Annotated in this window: 14 protein-coding genes; 5 read left to right on the top strand and 9 right to left on the bottom strand. The window is 64.7% G+C overall.

What is annotated here, in order from left to right; translation table 11 throughout:
• Nucleotides 1–134: 134 nt before the first annotated feature.
• The gene (locus tag ACQP1T_RS15615; protein ID WP_433760986.1) at nucleotides 135–1187 is read left to right on the top strand and encodes an isopenicillin N synthase family dioxygenase; all 1053 of its coding nucleotides are present in this window, start codon (nucleotides 135–137) and stop codon (nucleotides 1185–1187) included.
• A 9-nt stretch (nucleotides 1188–1196) separates the two neighbouring features.
• Here ACQP1T_RS15615 and ACQP1T_RS15610 read toward each other — a convergent pair whose 3' ends face one another.
• Nucleotides 1197–2063, bottom strand: coding sequence for a MetQ/NlpA family ABC transporter substrate-binding protein (locus ACQP1T_RS15610; protein WP_433760984.1), 867 nt, complete (start codon nucleotides 2061–2063; stop codon nucleotides 1197–1199).
• A 131-nt stretch (nucleotides 2064–2194) separates the two neighbouring features.
• Here ACQP1T_RS15610 and ACQP1T_RS15605 point away from each other — a divergent pair, with 131 nt between their 5' ends.
• From ACQP1T_RS15605 to ACQP1T_RS15595, 3 genes are read left to right on the top strand one after another with little or no spacing between them, the layout of a single operon-like run.
• The gene (locus tag ACQP1T_RS15605) at nucleotides 2195–3070 is read left to right on the top strand and encodes a MetQ/NlpA family ABC transporter substrate-binding protein (RefSeq protein WP_433760983.1); all 876 of its coding nucleotides are present in this window, start codon (nucleotides 2195–2197) and stop codon (nucleotides 3068–3070) included.
• Nucleotides 3067–4077, top strand: coding sequence for a methionine ABC transporter ATP-binding protein (locus ACQP1T_RS15600; protein WP_433760982.1), 1011 nt, complete (start codon nucleotides 3067–3069; stop codon nucleotides 4075–4077). Before ACQP1T_RS15605 ends, ACQP1T_RS15600 begins: the two co-directional genes overlap by 4 nt.
• 52 nt (nucleotides 4078–4129) lie before the next feature.
• Nucleotides 4130–4792, top strand: coding sequence for a methionine ABC transporter permease (locus ACQP1T_RS15595; RefSeq protein ID WP_433760981.1), 663 nt, complete (start codon nucleotides 4130–4132; stop codon nucleotides 4790–4792).
• 69 nt (nucleotides 4793–4861) lie between these two features.
• Here ACQP1T_RS15595 and ACQP1T_RS15590 read toward each other — a convergent pair whose 3' ends face one another.
• Nucleotides 4862–5299 carry a DUF4189 domain-containing protein gene (locus tag ACQP1T_RS15590; RefSeq protein ID WP_433760979.1) on the bottom strand — a complete coding sequence of 146 codons (438 nt, stop codon included), beginning with the start codon at nucleotides 5297–5299 and terminating at the stop codon, nucleotides 4862–4864.
• A gap of 279 nt (nucleotides 5300–5578) precedes the next feature.
• On the opposite strand from ACQP1T_RS15590, the gene ACQP1T_RS15585 reads away from it, so the two are divergent.
• Nucleotides 5579–7126 (top strand): hypothetical protein, encoded by a 1548-nt coding sequence (locus ACQP1T_RS15585; protein ID WP_433760977.1) that lies wholly within the window; start codon nucleotides 5579–5581, stop codon nucleotides 7124–7126.
• Nucleotides 7127–7204: 78 nt separating this feature from the next.
• Here the strand turns inward: ACQP1T_RS15585 and ACQP1T_RS15580 are convergent, their stop codons facing one another.
• The 7 genes from ACQP1T_RS15580 to ACQP1T_RS15550 are packed head-to-tail and all read right to left on the bottom strand — an operon-like array spanning nucleotide 7205 to nucleotide 13517.
• A complete protein-coding gene (locus ACQP1T_RS15580; RefSeq protein WP_062991855.1) occupies nucleotides 7205–7576 on the bottom strand; it encodes a metal-sulfur cluster assembly factor in 372 nt (123 codons plus the stop codon).
• A complete protein-coding gene (gene sufU / locus ACQP1T_RS15575; RefSeq protein ID WP_433760975.1) occupies nucleotides 7573–8067 on the bottom strand; it encodes a Fe-S cluster assembly sulfur transfer protein SufU in 495 nt (164 codons plus the stop codon). The genes ACQP1T_RS15580 and sufU overlap by 4 nt, the downstream gene beginning before the upstream one ends.
• A 3-nt stretch (nucleotides 8068–8070) precedes the next feature.
• The gene (locus ACQP1T_RS15570; protein ID WP_433760974.1) at nucleotides 8071–9324 is read right to left on the bottom strand and encodes a cysteine desulfurase; all 1254 of its coding nucleotides are present in this window, start codon (nucleotides 9322–9324) and stop codon (nucleotides 8071–8073) included.
• Between the two features lies 1 nt (nucleotide 9325).
• Nucleotides 9326–10102 (bottom strand): Fe-S cluster assembly ATPase SufC, encoded by a 777-nt coding sequence (gene sufC, locus ACQP1T_RS15565; RefSeq protein ID WP_433760973.1) that lies wholly within the window; start codon nucleotides 10100–10102, stop codon nucleotides 9326–9328.
• A 39-nt stretch (nucleotides 10103–10141) separates the two neighbouring features.
• Nucleotides 10142–11353: a Fe-S cluster assembly protein SufD gene (gene sufD, locus ACQP1T_RS15560; RefSeq protein ID WP_433760971.1), complete on the bottom strand. Its 1212-nt coding sequence runs from the start codon at nucleotides 11351–11353 to the stop codon at nucleotides 10142–10144.
• Entirely contained in the window at nucleotides 11353–12789 is a 1437-nt protein-coding gene (sufB, locus tag ACQP1T_RS15555) for a Fe-S cluster assembly protein SufB (protein WP_433760969.1), read from the bottom strand. Before sufB ends, sufD begins: the two co-directional genes overlap by 1 nt.
• Nucleotides 12786–13517, bottom strand: coding sequence for a helix-turn-helix transcriptional regulator (locus tag ACQP1T_RS15550; RefSeq protein WP_433762215.1), 732 nt, complete (start codon nucleotides 13515–13517; stop codon nucleotides 12786–12788). The genes sufB and ACQP1T_RS15550 overlap by 4 nt, the downstream gene beginning before the upstream one ends.
• Nucleotides 13518–13655 lie beyond the last annotated feature (138 nt).

Here is a 13655-nt window from a genome sequence, read left to right as displayed (position 1 = left end):
GACCAGCGACGCCCGGGCGGGCTCGCCGTCGACCAGACGCCAGCGCTCGCGCATGCTCGCCGAGCCTGGCCTGAGCAGCAGATTCTGCGTGCTGTCGCTTATTATCACTATGTTGTCGAGGGAAGGACACCGCCGTGGAATTCCAAGTGCCGGTCATCGATATCTCCTGCTATGTCGGCGATGGTTCCGCGGAAGAACGCCGGGCCGTCGCCCGCCGAATCGACACCGCCGCGAGCTCGGTCGGCTTCATGCAGATCACCGGCCACGCCATTCCACAGCGGGTGCTCGACGACTTCGCGGCCGCGCTCGACAGCTTCTTCGACCTGGATCCGGCCACCAAACAGGGCTATCGCACCCCACCCGAAATCAATCGCGGCTACTCACCACCCAAGAGCGAGAGCCTCAGTCTGAGCCTCGGCGTCGCATCCGCCACCCGCATGAACGATTACTTCGAGGCATTCAATGTGGGCATCCCCGCGGCCGCCTATCCGGAGGTCGAGTTGCCCACCAGCGACTATGCCGAAAACCTCTGGCCGACAGAGGTTCCCGGCTTTCGAGCACCCGTGGAGCGCTACTTCGCGCACGCCGCCCGCATCGCGCGAACCCTCACCACCATCTTCGCCGACGCCCTCGAACTGCCACCGGGCTACTTCACCCGGTTCACCGACCACTCCCTCGACGTCCTGCGGATGAACAACTACGCGCTGCCGCCCGGCACCGTGGATCTCGACGGCGAACTCACCGGTATGGGTGAACACACCGACTACGGCATCGTCACCGTGTTGTGGGCGGACCAGGTCCCCGGCCTCCAAGTCGTCGGCGCAGACAACCGTTGGCACGATGTACACCCCGCCGACAATGCCCTGCTGGTCAACCTCGGCGATGTGATGGCGCGCTGGACCAACGAACGCTGGCTGTCCACCTTGCATCGCGTCATGCCGCCCATCATCGACGGCAGGATCCAGAGACGCCGCAGTGCGGCCTTTTTCCACGACGGCAATCCGGACGCCGTCATCGAAACGCTCCCCTCCTGCCTGGGCGAGGGTAGTAAGTACGCCCCGATCACCGTCGCCGAGCACCTGCGCACGAAGCTCGCCGGTTCTCGTGCCCTGCAACCCAATACCAATGCCACTCGCGAGGCGGCCCGCGCCCTCGCCGCGGCTGGCCGCGAATATCCCGAGGAGTGAGCGCACCACTCACTTGCGGAATTCGGTCTCCAACTCCGCCAGCGTGGCTTGCAGATCCGCCGCATTATTCGTCTTGAAGATGCCCTGGAATCCGGCCTCCGCCCGGATGGCCGCCTCCACCTCGGGATCGTGGTAGAGCTTGACCAGCGCAAGTAGTTTCGGGTTGTCCTTGTCTTCGGCGCGGGCGGCGAAGATATTGATGTATTGCCTCAGCTCCGGGCGCTCGGGATCGTCGGTGAAGATGGTCTCGTTCTTGGTGAGACCCGCCGGACGGGCGAAGGTGTCATCGACGAATGCGGCGTCGACGCTCTCCAGTGATTGCGCGGTCAGCGTCGGATCGATGGTCTTCAGCGTCACCCGCGATGCGTCGGTGTCGACATCCTCGATCTTCGAATCCCAACTCGCACCACCCTTCAGCACGATCAGTCCGGCGGCGGCCAAGCCGAGCAGCGGGCGAACCTGGTTGGCCGGGTTATTGCTCAGGGTGATCTGGCCGCCCTTGGGGATCTCCGCAACCGACTTGTGCTTGCGCGAGTACAGCGTGAGCGGGTAGATCTCGGTCGCGCCGATCGGCACCAGGGTGTCGTTATTGCGGACGTTGTAGTTGGCCAGATACCGCACGTGCTGGAACTTGTTGAGATCTATCCGGCGTTGTGCCAGTGCGGGATTCGGCTGGTTGTAGTCGGTGAAGTTGATGAATTCGACGGCGATGCCCTGTTCGGCGGCCTTCTTCCGATAGAGGTCCCAATGCGGTAGGGAGATGTCGTTCACACCGATGCGCACGACATCGTCATGGTGCTCCCCACCGCACGCGACCCCACCCGCGGCCAAGGCAAGAAGCAGGGGAATCACCAGAGCACGGCGCAGCAATCGCATTGCAGGCAACCTAGACGCCCGTCCAACTAGTTGCCAGGGTTTCGCTCAGCACAATCCAAACCGTTGCCCGCACCCCGGATGCATCGCTTGGATTACCGGGTTCATATTGTGACAAGCATTCGGGAGCACGAGTGAAATTCCATCGGGTACTGGCGATCCCGGTCCTGGTAGCCACCGCCGCCCTCACCCTGACGGCGTGCGGCCACGACGACAAGGCTTCCTCCGACAACGTAGTGCGCATCGGCACCACCGACAAGGACCACGCCTGGGACGTCTTCGAGGAGAAGGCCAAGGCACAGGGCATCACCCTGCGGATCACCAACTTCTCCGATTACAAGCAGCCGAATCTGGCACTGTCGCAGCGACAGATCGATCTCAATCTGTTCCAGCACCTGCAGTTCCTCGGCGCCTACAACGTCGCCGATAACGACACCCTGACGCCGATCGCCTCCACCTACATCGTGCCGCTCGGGCTCTATTCCAAGAAGCACAAGTCGCTCGCGGATCTGCCGCAGGGCGCCGAGATCGCGATCCCGAACGATCCGACCAATCAGGCGCGGGCGCTGTTCGTACTGCAAGCTGCCGGTTTGCTGAAACTTTCCGGCGACAGCAAGGCGCCGACGCCCGCCGACATCGATAAGGGTGCGTCCAAGGTCAAGGTAACCCCGGTGGACGCGGCGCAGACCGCGCTCTCGCTGGCCTCGGTCGACGGATCGATCATCAACAACACCTTCCTCGACCGCTCCGGCATCGACCCCAATTCCGCGCTCTACAAGGATGATCCGAAGAACCCGGCCGCCGAGCCGTACATCAATGTCGTGGTGTCCAGGGCCGAGGACAAGAACAACGAGCTCTATCAGAAGGTGGCCCAGCTCTGGCACGATCCGGACGTGCAGCAGGCGCACGCCGAGGTCACCAAGAACACCGCGGTCGAAGTGAAGCGCAGCGGACCCGAGCTGGAGCAGATCCTGGCCAGGGTGCAGCAGACCGTCAAAGACGGCAAGTGAGCGACCGGACCGTCCCCGCGGTCGAATTCCGTTCGGTCACCAAGGTTTTCGGCACGGGCGCGGATAAGCAGGTCGCACTCGATCGTATCGACCTACGTATCGAACAGGGCGAAATCTTCGGTGTGATCGGCTATTCCGGCGCGGGGAAGAGCACATTGGTCCGGCTGATCAACGCATTGGAGAAGCCGACCACCGGCGTCATCGAGGTCTCCGGCAGGCCCATCACGGGTGTGCGGGAGGCCGAGGTGCGCCGCATCCGCCGGGATATCGGCATGGTGTTCCAGCAGTTCAACCTCTTCCGATCGCGCACGGCCGCAGGCAATATCGAGTATCCGCTGAAGGTCGCGGGCTGGAGGCGCGCCGAACGCAAGGCGCGCGTCGCGGAACTGCTCGAGTTCGTCGGACTCGCCGATAAGGCCCGCAGCTATCCGGATCAGCTCTCGGGCGGTCAGAAGCAGCGGGTCGGCATCGCCCGGGCGCTGGCGACCTCGCCGTCGCTGCTGCTCGCCGACGAATCGACCTCCGCGCTGGATCCGGAGACCACCGGTGAGGTGCTGCGGCTGCTGAAGAAGGTCAATCGCGAACTCGGCGTGACCATCGTGGTGATCACACACGAGATGGATGTGATCCGCGCGGTCGCCGACCGCGTCGCGGTGCTCGCCGAGGGCAAGATCGTCGAACTCGCCAGCACCTTCGAGGTTTTCGCGAGCCCGAAGGCGGCGCCGACGCAATCCTTCGTCGAAACCGTCCTGCACAATCGGCCCGATGCCGAACAGCTGCGGCGACTCGGTGAACTACACGACGGGCGGCTGGTCACCGTGGATATCGATGACAAGCGCGGGATCGGTGCGGCACTGGCCGCGGCCGCGCATGCGGGTGTCGAGTTCGAGGTGGTGTACGGCGGGGTGAGTACGTTGCAGGACAAGACATTCGGCAGCGTGACGCTGGCATTGCACGGTTCGGATGACGATGTGGACAAGGTGGTCGAACAGCTCGATCGCCGCTAGCGACTGCTCGCAGGTCGCTCGAAACGATCTGCGTCGGCTGAAAGGGGAACTCGTGCACACGGATTGGGACAAACTCCGGCCGGTACTGACCGAGGCCATCGGCACCACCATCTACCTGGTGCTGCTCACCTTCGTGGTCGGGGGATTGATCGGGCTGTTCCTCGGCACCGCTCTGTACACCACGCGCAAGGGTGGACTGCTGGCGAATGCGCCGATCAATGTGCTGCTCAATGTGTTGGTGAATGTGGTCCGGCCGATTCCGTTCATCATCCTGCTGGCGGCGCTCGGTCCGGTCACCCTCGAAGTGGTCGGGACGACGATCGGCACGGAGGCCGCGGCCTTCGTCATGATCGTGGCGGCATCCTTCGGCATCGCCCGCATTGTGGAGCAGAATCTGATCACGGTGGATCCGGGCGTGATCGAGGCGGCCAGGGCGGTCGGCGCCGGTCCGTTGCGGATCATTCTGACGCTACTGATCCCGGAAGCGTTGGGCCCCTTGGTGCTCGGCTACACCTTCGTGGTGATCGCCATCGTCGATATGTCCGCCATGGCGGGCACGGTCGGCGGCGGTGGGCTCGGTGATTTCGCGCTGGTCTATGGATATCAGCGCTTCGATTGGCAGGTCACCCTGGTCGCCACGTTGATCATTATCGTCGGCGTGCAGGGGATTCAGTTCCTGGGCAATATCATTGCCCGCAAGGTGCTGCGCCGCTGATCCCTCGGCGCGGCCACAACCGAGTGCGCTCTCGACGCGGATCGTGTCGAGAGCGCATTCGGTTGTTCGTCAGCTCGCGTTCGCGGTGCACTGCGAATCGACGATGCGCGGTTCGTGCGGCACCGAGCTGCCGAAGTTCAGCAGCGGCGGCGGTGCGGTCGGCCCGGCGTTGGCGATCGCCTGCTGCTCGGCCTCGGCCCGGGTCGGCGCCCACGCCCAGCCCAAGTGATCATCGCCATTGCGGGCGACGGCCGCGCACGCATTGGCGAACTGCACGATGACATGGCAACTGGACAGCCCGCACTGCTGCACGGCGGCGCGATCCGAATCCGCCCAGTTCGAGTAGTTGTACGCCCATCCGAGGGTCGCATCGCCGCGCGATGAGACCGAAATCGCCAGCGAGCCGTAAAGACCCTCGTCCGCCTGTGCGGCACCGGCCCCGCCCGCGACGAACGCACCCGCGGACGCGGCCACCAGACCCATGGCAGCCTTGGACGATAGTGACATGTGTTGCGCTCCCCAGTTCCGAAAATAGCTTCGGCTCGAAATCCTGGCCGTTTCGATCCGAATTGTCCAAATCTTTGTATCACCAGAGCTGAACACCCGTAGGCCAGCGCCCCCCGGCCGAGACCGCCCCGCCTCCGACACTCCTGCCGACGCGCCGCAACAGTGACACCTTTTGTCGCCAAAACCCTGCTCTTTGAGTGCCTTTCGCATTCTCGCGCACGGTCTGCGACGAATACCGTTGTGGGGTCGACTGTGCAGGCGAGATGGAGGGTGACCTCGATGCTGGTTGTCAACGAACGGGATACGCAAGGGGCCGAACAGTACGTCCTCGAATGGATACGCACTTGGAACGGCCAATACGTCATTGTGGGGCTTGCCGTTTCGGGGTATCCCATACCCGACCGACACTACGACGACCCAGGTGACGCGCACACGGACGTGGTGGTCATCACACCACGCGCTGTGGTCGTGATCGAAGCGCAGGACATCGATGCGGACCCGGTTCCGCTGCCCGACAATGATCCATTCGACCTGAGCCAGCTGGTGCGCAGACAGCACCCGGACGCCTTCGTCGACCGGCTGGTCGTGGTCGTGCCGCCCGGTGAAGGGACCGGGACACCGGACATCGAATCGCGAAAGCCCAGCGGTACCGCGGTCCTCGGCTCGGCGACGGAGTTGCGGGCCTGGTTCCTTCGAACGGCGAACCGGAAGCTGATCTGGACCGCTGAGCAGACATACGAACTGCTCGGCGAGCTCGGCCTTTCGCATGTGGTAACCATCGAAGAGCTTGTGGCCGAGGGATTTCCGTCACAAACCAGACGAGCTGAGCGCCCCGCATCAAAGGTGCTGGTTGCGGCGTCCGCGCTCGGTGCCGTCGAACTTCCCGAGGACGCTCGCATGTCGTCGGACAAGTCACCGTCCAGAATCCCATACCCGCCATGGCTCCCGCCCGACATCGACGAAGAGCCGTCCGAAAGCGTATCGCTGCCCCAAGTCGGGACCGATGTGGAGCCGCGGGTTCAGGTATACGTCCCGCTGGAGCCGCAGCCAGTTGACCATCCGGCCGCGATACCGGCTCCGTCGACTCCGCAGCTGACGTCGGCATTCACCGACCGATGGTCGTCGTGGATCGAGTCCGACGGGTTGTCGGAAGTGCCTGCGTCTCGCCGTGACCTCGACCGCCGCGGTCGACCGCAGCGAGAGCAGCGCCTGCGCAACTGGTTGCCGAAACCGACCCCACCGATTCTGGTCGCGACCGCGGCCTCCGAGAATGAGCCTCGGGCGTCGGCCGAGCAGGCACCTCGATCGGTGGCAGAGCCGCAGCGTTGGACCGAGACCGGGTCGGGGTCTCGGTCGGACATCGAGCCGCAGCCGATGTCGACAGCACCGGCACCCGCGCCGATGGTCGGGGCGCAGCCGGTGTCGGAGCCAGAGCCACCGCATTCGTCGGCGGTCGGGTGGGAACCGCCGCCGAGGACCGAGCCGCGACCTCTGCGATCGTTGCGCCCGAACAGTGCTCCCGCCGCCCCGGCTACACCTCGACGGTCGACTCCTCGGCTGGCGTCCGTGCTGCGCACCTGTGTCGCTACCGTGCTCGCCACGGGGTCGAAGCTCATCGCGGGCCTGCCGCAACTGCTCGCGACGGCAGTGGTGATCGGGGTAATAGTCGCCACGATCTGGTTACTTGTCTCCGAAGGTATGCACCCGAAATCCGCTGTGGTCGAGCCAAGCCCGGAATCGAGTACCGAGCCTGCTGTGCTGCCGCAACTACCAGCCCCGACCCAATCACCTGCGGTGCGGTGCTTCCCATTCCAACAGCAGTGCTGATCGACGCGAGCCACGCACTGTTCTCAGGGCGTGGCTCGTGTGCGCGACGGGCTCACCGCCGCATCGGCATTCGCGGTGCTAGACCGTGAAGCCCAAGGCGCGCAGCTGTTCGCGACCGTCCTCGGTGATCTTGTCCGGCCCCCACGGTGGCATCCAGACCCAGTTGATCTTGAGGTCTTCGACCAGGCCGGAGCGGACCAGGGCGTTGCGAGATTGGTCCTCGATGACATCGGTCAGCGGGCAGGCCGCCGAGGTGAGGGTCATATCGAGGGTGGCGATATTGTCCTGGTCGACGCTCATGCCGTAGACCAGACCGAGGTCGACGACATTGATGCCGAGTTCGGGATCGACGACGTCGCGCATCGCCTCCTCGATATCCTCGAGCTGCTTGATGTCCTCGGCCGAAAGTTCGACCTGCTCGGTCGTTTCGGTGGCCGGTGTCTCACTCATGACGTTTTTCCATTCGTGGAGATATCGCTGCTCATGGTCCGCTTGGCCTCTTGCACGGAGGTTATCCGGATCACCGCGTCCTTGAATGCCAGCCAGCCGAGCAGTGCGCATTTGACCCGCGCCGGGTATTTGGACACTCCGCTCAGCGCGATACCGTCGCCGATCATGTCCTCGTCGCCCTCGACGGTGCCGCGGCTGGAGATCATCTCGTTGTACGAGTCGACCACCTTCAGCGCCTGCTGCACCGGCAACCCGATCACCTGATCGGTGAGGATCGAGGTAGCGGCCTGACTGATCGAACAGCCCTGACCGTCATAGGACACATCGGCGACATCACCGTTGTCGTCGAGTTGGACGCGCAAGGTCACCTCGTCACCGCAGGTCGGGTTGACGTGGTGCACCTCGGCACCGAACGGCTCCCGCAGCCCGCGGTGATGCGGGTGCTTGTAGTGATCCAGGATCACTTCCTGGTACATCTGCTCCATGCGCATGTCTTATGCAACTCCGAAGAAGCTCTGGGCCTTCCGCACCGCGGCTACCAGCTGGTCTACCTCGTCGAGAGTGTTGTAAACCGCGAAAGACGCACGGGCGGTGGCAGGCACGCCGAGACGACGCATCAGCGGCCAGGCGCAGTGGTGACCGACTCGCACGGCCACACCCTCGTCGTCGAGAATCTGCCCGACGTCATGGGCATGGATGCCCTCGACCACGAACGACACCGCGCCGCCCCGATCGATATTCTCGGTCGGTCCGACGATCCGCACGCCCGCGATCGCCGCGAGTCCATCCAGCGCCGCACCGGTGAGCGTGTGCTCGTGTGCCGCAACGGCTTCCATGCCGATCTGTTCGAGATACCGCACGGCCGCGCCCAATCCGACCACCTGCGAGGTCATCGGCACACCGGCCTCGAAACGCTGCGGCGGCGGCGCGTAGGTGCTGGCCTCCATGGTGACGGTCTCGATCATCGAACCGCCGGTAATGAACGGCGGGGTCTCCTCGAGCAGCGCGCGCCGCCCGTAGAGCACGCCGACACCGGACGGGCCGAGCATCTTGTGTCCGGAGAACGCCGCGAAATCGACGCCGAGCTCACGGAAGTTCACCGGCATATGCGGCACCGACTGGCAGGCATCCAGCACGGTGAGCGCGCCGACTTCCTTTGCCCGGCGCACCAATTCGGCGACGTCGCTGACCGCACCGGTCACATTCGACTGATGCGTGAACGCGACGACCTTGGTGGCAGGCGACAATTCGAGCGAATCGAGATCGATCCGGCCGTCGTCGGTGATGCCGTACCACTTCAGGGTCGCACCAGTCCGGCGCGCGAGCTCCTGCCAGGGCACGAGATTCGCGTGGTGCTCGAGCTCGGTGATGACGATCTCGTCGCCCGGACCGACGCGGTACGGGAAGCGATCATCGAAGAACGCGTAGGTCACCAGGTTCAGCGATTCGGTCGCATTCTTGGTGAAGACGATCTCGTCCGCGTCCACGCCGACGAACCGGCCGATATCGGCGCGTGCGCCCTCATACGCGTCGGTGGCCTCCTCGGCCAGCTGGTGCGCACCGCGGTGCACGGCCGAATTGCGCTCGGTGAGGAATGCACGTTCCGCGTCGAGCACCGCGAGCGGACGCTGCGAGGTCGCGCCGGAGTCCAGGTACACCAACGGCTTCCCGTCCCGAACCGTACGGTTCAGGATCGGGAAGTCGGCCCGGATGCGGGCGACGTCGAGGGTGCGGACCGTGGCGGTCATATCAGGCTCCAGCGGTAGCGGTCTGAGTGAAGCGAACGTAGCCATTGGCGTCGAGTTCTTCAGCCAGCTCGGCGCCGCCCTCGGCGACAATGCGGCCGCCGACGAAGACGTGCACGAATTCGGGCTGGATGTAGCGCAGGATGCGGGTGTAGTGCGTAATCAGCAGCACGCCACCGTTCTCGCGCTCCTTGTAGCGGTTGACGCCCTCGGAGACGATGCGCAGTGCGTCGACGTCCAGGCCGGAGTCGGTCTCGTCCAGGATGGCGATCTTCGGCTTGAGCAGACCCAGCTGCAGGATCTCGTGGCGCTTCTTCTCACCACCGGAGAAACCCTCGTTCACACTGCGGTCGGCGAAGGCGGCGTCGATTTCCAGCTCGCTCATCGACTCCTTCACCTCCTTGACCCAGGTGCGCAGCTTGGGGGCCTCGCCGCGGACCGCGGTGGCCGCGGTGCGCAGGAAGTTCGACATCGAGACACCGGGAACCTCGACGGGGTACTGCATGGCCAGGAACAGACCGGCACGCGCCCGCTCGTCGACCGACATCGCGAGCACATCCTCGCCGTCGAGGGTGATCGAACCGGACGTCACCGTGTACTTCGGGTGCCCGGCGATGGCGTACGACAGCGTCGACTTGCCGGAACCGTTCGGGCCCATGATCGCGTGCGTCTCACCGGATTTGATGGTGAGGTTCACGCCCTTGAGGATCTTGATGGGCTCGCCGGACTCGTCCGGGTTGGCGACCTCGACGTGCAGGTCCTTGATTTCCAGGGTGGTCATCGAATTCGAGTTCCTTTGTGGGGAGTAGGTTTCGGTCGGTCAGACGCCGATCGCGGCGAGTTCGGCCTCGATGGCCGCCTCCAGCCGCTCCCGGATCTCGGGGACCGCGATCTTCTGGATGATTTCGTGGAAGAAGCCGCGCACCACCAGACGGCGGGCCGCATCCTCCGGGATACCGCGAGCGCGCAAGTAGAAAAGCTGCTCATCGTCGAAACGACCCGTCGCGGAGGCGTGCCCGGCGCCGACGATCTCGCCGGTCTCGATCTCCAGGTTCGGCACCGAATCGGCGCGCGCGCCGTCGGTGAGCACCAGATTGCGGTTCACCTCGAAGGTGTCGGTGCCCTCGGCGGCGGCGCGGATCAGCACGTCACCGACCCACACCGTGCGGGCATCGCCCTTGGGCGAATGCGGATCGCCCTGCAACGCACCCTTGTACAGCACATTCGACTTGCAGTGTGGCACCGCGTGGTCGACGAGCAGGCGCTGCTCGAAGTGCTGACCGGCGTCGGCGAAGTAGAGGCCGAGCAGCTCGGCGTCGCCACCGGGACCGTCGTAGCGAACGTTCGCGGTGAGGCGCACCAGATCGCCGCCCAGTGTCACCGCGATATGCCGCAGGGTCGCGTCGCGACCGAGCTTGGCGTGGTGCGCGGTGGTGTTCACGGCGTCGTCGGCCCAGTCCTGGACCGCGACAACGGTCAGTTTCGCACTGTCACCGAGCACGAATTCGACATTCTCGGCGTAGGTTCCGCTGCCACGCTGGTCGATGACCACCGTTGCGACGGCGAAATTGCCGAGGCGAATCTGCAGGTGCCCGTAGGCGGTCTTCCCCTCGCCGGGACCGGTGACCGTCACGACCACCGGCTCGGCGACCTCGATCTCCGAACCGACCGATACGACCGTCGCCGACTCGAAGCCCGAGTATGCCTGGGCGGCAACACGATCCGACGGCACACCGGCCACGCCGAGACGAGAGTCGGTGCGCGCCACCGTCTCCACGTCCACACCGGCGACCGAGGAGACCTCGACAGTGGCCTTGGCGTCGCGGACCGCGGTGCCGTCGTGCAGACCGCGCAGTCGACGCAGCGGGGTGAACCGCCACGCCTCGTCCTTGCCCGAAGGCACCTCGAAGGCGTTCACGTCGTAGGAGGTGAAGACCTCCCCCTTGTTGGTCGCGGCCCCTGCGCCCGGGTTCTGAATCGGCTTGGCCGTGGGATTCTCGCCCTCGACCGCTCCAATTACACCAGTCGCCATCAGCCAACGGCCCCTTCCATCTGCAGCTCGATGAGCCGGTTCAGTTCCAATGCGTATTCCATCGGGAGTTCCTTGGCGATCGGCTCGACGAAGCCGCGCACCACCATCGCCATCGCCTCGTCCTCGGTCAGGCCGCGGCTCATCAGGTAGAACAGCTGGTCCTCGGACACCTTCGAGACCGTGGCCTCGTGGCCCATGGTCACGTCGTCCTCCCGGATGTCGACGTAGGGGTAGGTGTCGGAGCGGCTGATCGTATCGACGAGCAGCGCATCACATTTCACGGTCGACTTGGAACCGTGCGCCCCCTTGTTGACCTGGACCAGACCGCGGTAGGAGGCCCGGCCGCCACCGCGCGCCACCGACTTCGACACGATGGTGGATGAGGTGTGCGGCGCCAGGTGCAGCATCTTCGCGCCAGTGTCCTGGTGCTGGCCCTCACCCGCGAAAGCGACCGAGAGCACCTCGCCCTTGGCGTACTCACCGGTCATCCAGACCGCCGGGTACTTCATGGTGACCTTGGAGCCGATATTGCCGTCGATCCACTCCATGGTCGCGCCCGCCTCGGCCTTGGCCCGCTTGGTGACCAGGTTGTAGACGTTGTTCGACCAGTTCTGGATGGTGGTGTAGCGGCAGCGGCCGCCCTTCTTCACGATGATCTCGACCACTGCGGAGTGCAGCGAATCGGACTTGTAGATCGGTGCGGTGCAGCCCTCGACGTAGTGCACGTAGGCGCCCTCGTCGACGATGATCAGGGTCCGCTCGAACTGGCCCATATTCTCGGTGTTGATCCGGAAGTAGGCCTGCAGCGGAATGTCGACGTGCACGCCCGGCGGCACGTAGATGAACGAACCACCCGACCACACGGCGGTATTCAGCGCGGAGAACTTGTTGTCACCGGCCGGGATGACCGTGCCGAAGTACTGCTCGAAGATCTCCGGGTGCTCGCGCAGACCGGTATCGGTGTCGAGGAAGATGACGCCCTGCTTCTCGAGGTCCTCGCGGATCGAGTGGTAGACGACCTCCGACTCGTACTGCGCGGCGACACCGGCGACCAGGCGCTGCTTCTCCGCTTCCGGGATGCCGAGCTTGTCGTAGGTGTTCTTGATGTCCTCGGGCAGGTCTTCCCAGCTCTCGGCCTGCTTCTCGCTGGAGCGCACGAAGTACTTGATGTTGTCGAAGTCGATGCCGTCGAGATTGGAGCCCCAATTCGGCATCGGCTTGCGATCGAAGATGCGCAGCGCCTTGAGCCGGTGCTCGAGCATCCACTCGGACTCGTTCTTCTTGGCCGAGATGTCGCGGACGACAGCCTCGGACAGGCCTCGTTGCGCACTGGCACCGGCCACATCCGAATCGGCCCAGCCGTAACCGTATTTGCCCAGGGAAGCAATGGTCTCTTCCTGAGTGAGCGGTTGCACCTGGTCGGTGGTCGTCGTCATTCGGCACTCCTTCCGGAGTCGTTCGTACGATCCGCTGCGGGCTGTGCAGCGGCTTTATGGGAAGCGTTATCGGTGATAGGAAGAACGAACAGCGGCACATGGGTCGTGCACGCGCAATCGCCGTTCGCGATCGTCGCAAGTCGCTGGACGTGGGTTCCGAGCAGGTCCCGGAAAGCATCGAGTTCGGCCTGGCACAACTGCGGGAATTCCTCAGCGACGTGCGCCACCGGGCAGTGGTGCTGGCAGATCTGCACGCCAGCGCCGACCTTGCGGGTGGACGCGGCGAATCCTGCGTCGGTGAAGGCCTCGGCGATCTCGTCCGCCTTGGCGGTGGTGGACTCGGCGGTGTGCTCGGCGACCGGTTCGATGCCTTCGACAATGGTCCGCGCCCGCTTGCGCGCGAAATCGGCAATCGCCTGCTCGCCGCCGACCTCACCGAGCTGGCGAATGGCAGCACCGGCCAGATCGTCATAGGCGTGGCCGAGCCGTCCCCGACCCACGGCCGTCAGTTGATATTGCTTGGCGGGGCGGCCGCGACCCTTCTGCTGCCACGGCGCCGAGCGACTGGCCCGCGCCTGACCGGATTCGATCAGCGCGTCCAGGTGCCGACGGACACCGGCCGGCGTCAAGCCGAGCTTGGTGCCGATCGCGGTCGCGGTGATCGGGCCCTCTTCGAGCAGCAACTGGACCACGGCGGCGCGAGTATGTCCTTCACCGCCCGTGACCAGGGGTGCGGGCGCGGCAACAGACCCGGCACCGGTACGGTGACCGGCCCCTCGATCCTCGTCGTGCGGCAAACCCACGGTTTTCACAACACCAGTGTGACGGAATTAGTTCCCGGAATCTAATAAGGGTGCCCTGACTCG

The sequence above is a fragment of the Nocardia sp. CA-135398 genome (genome assembly GCF_050955845.1).
In the GTDB taxonomy this organism is placed as follows: Bacteria; Actinomycetota; Actinomycetes; order Mycobacteriales; family Mycobacteriaceae; genus Nocardia.
This window is presented reverse-complemented; position numbering and strand designations above follow the sequence as displayed.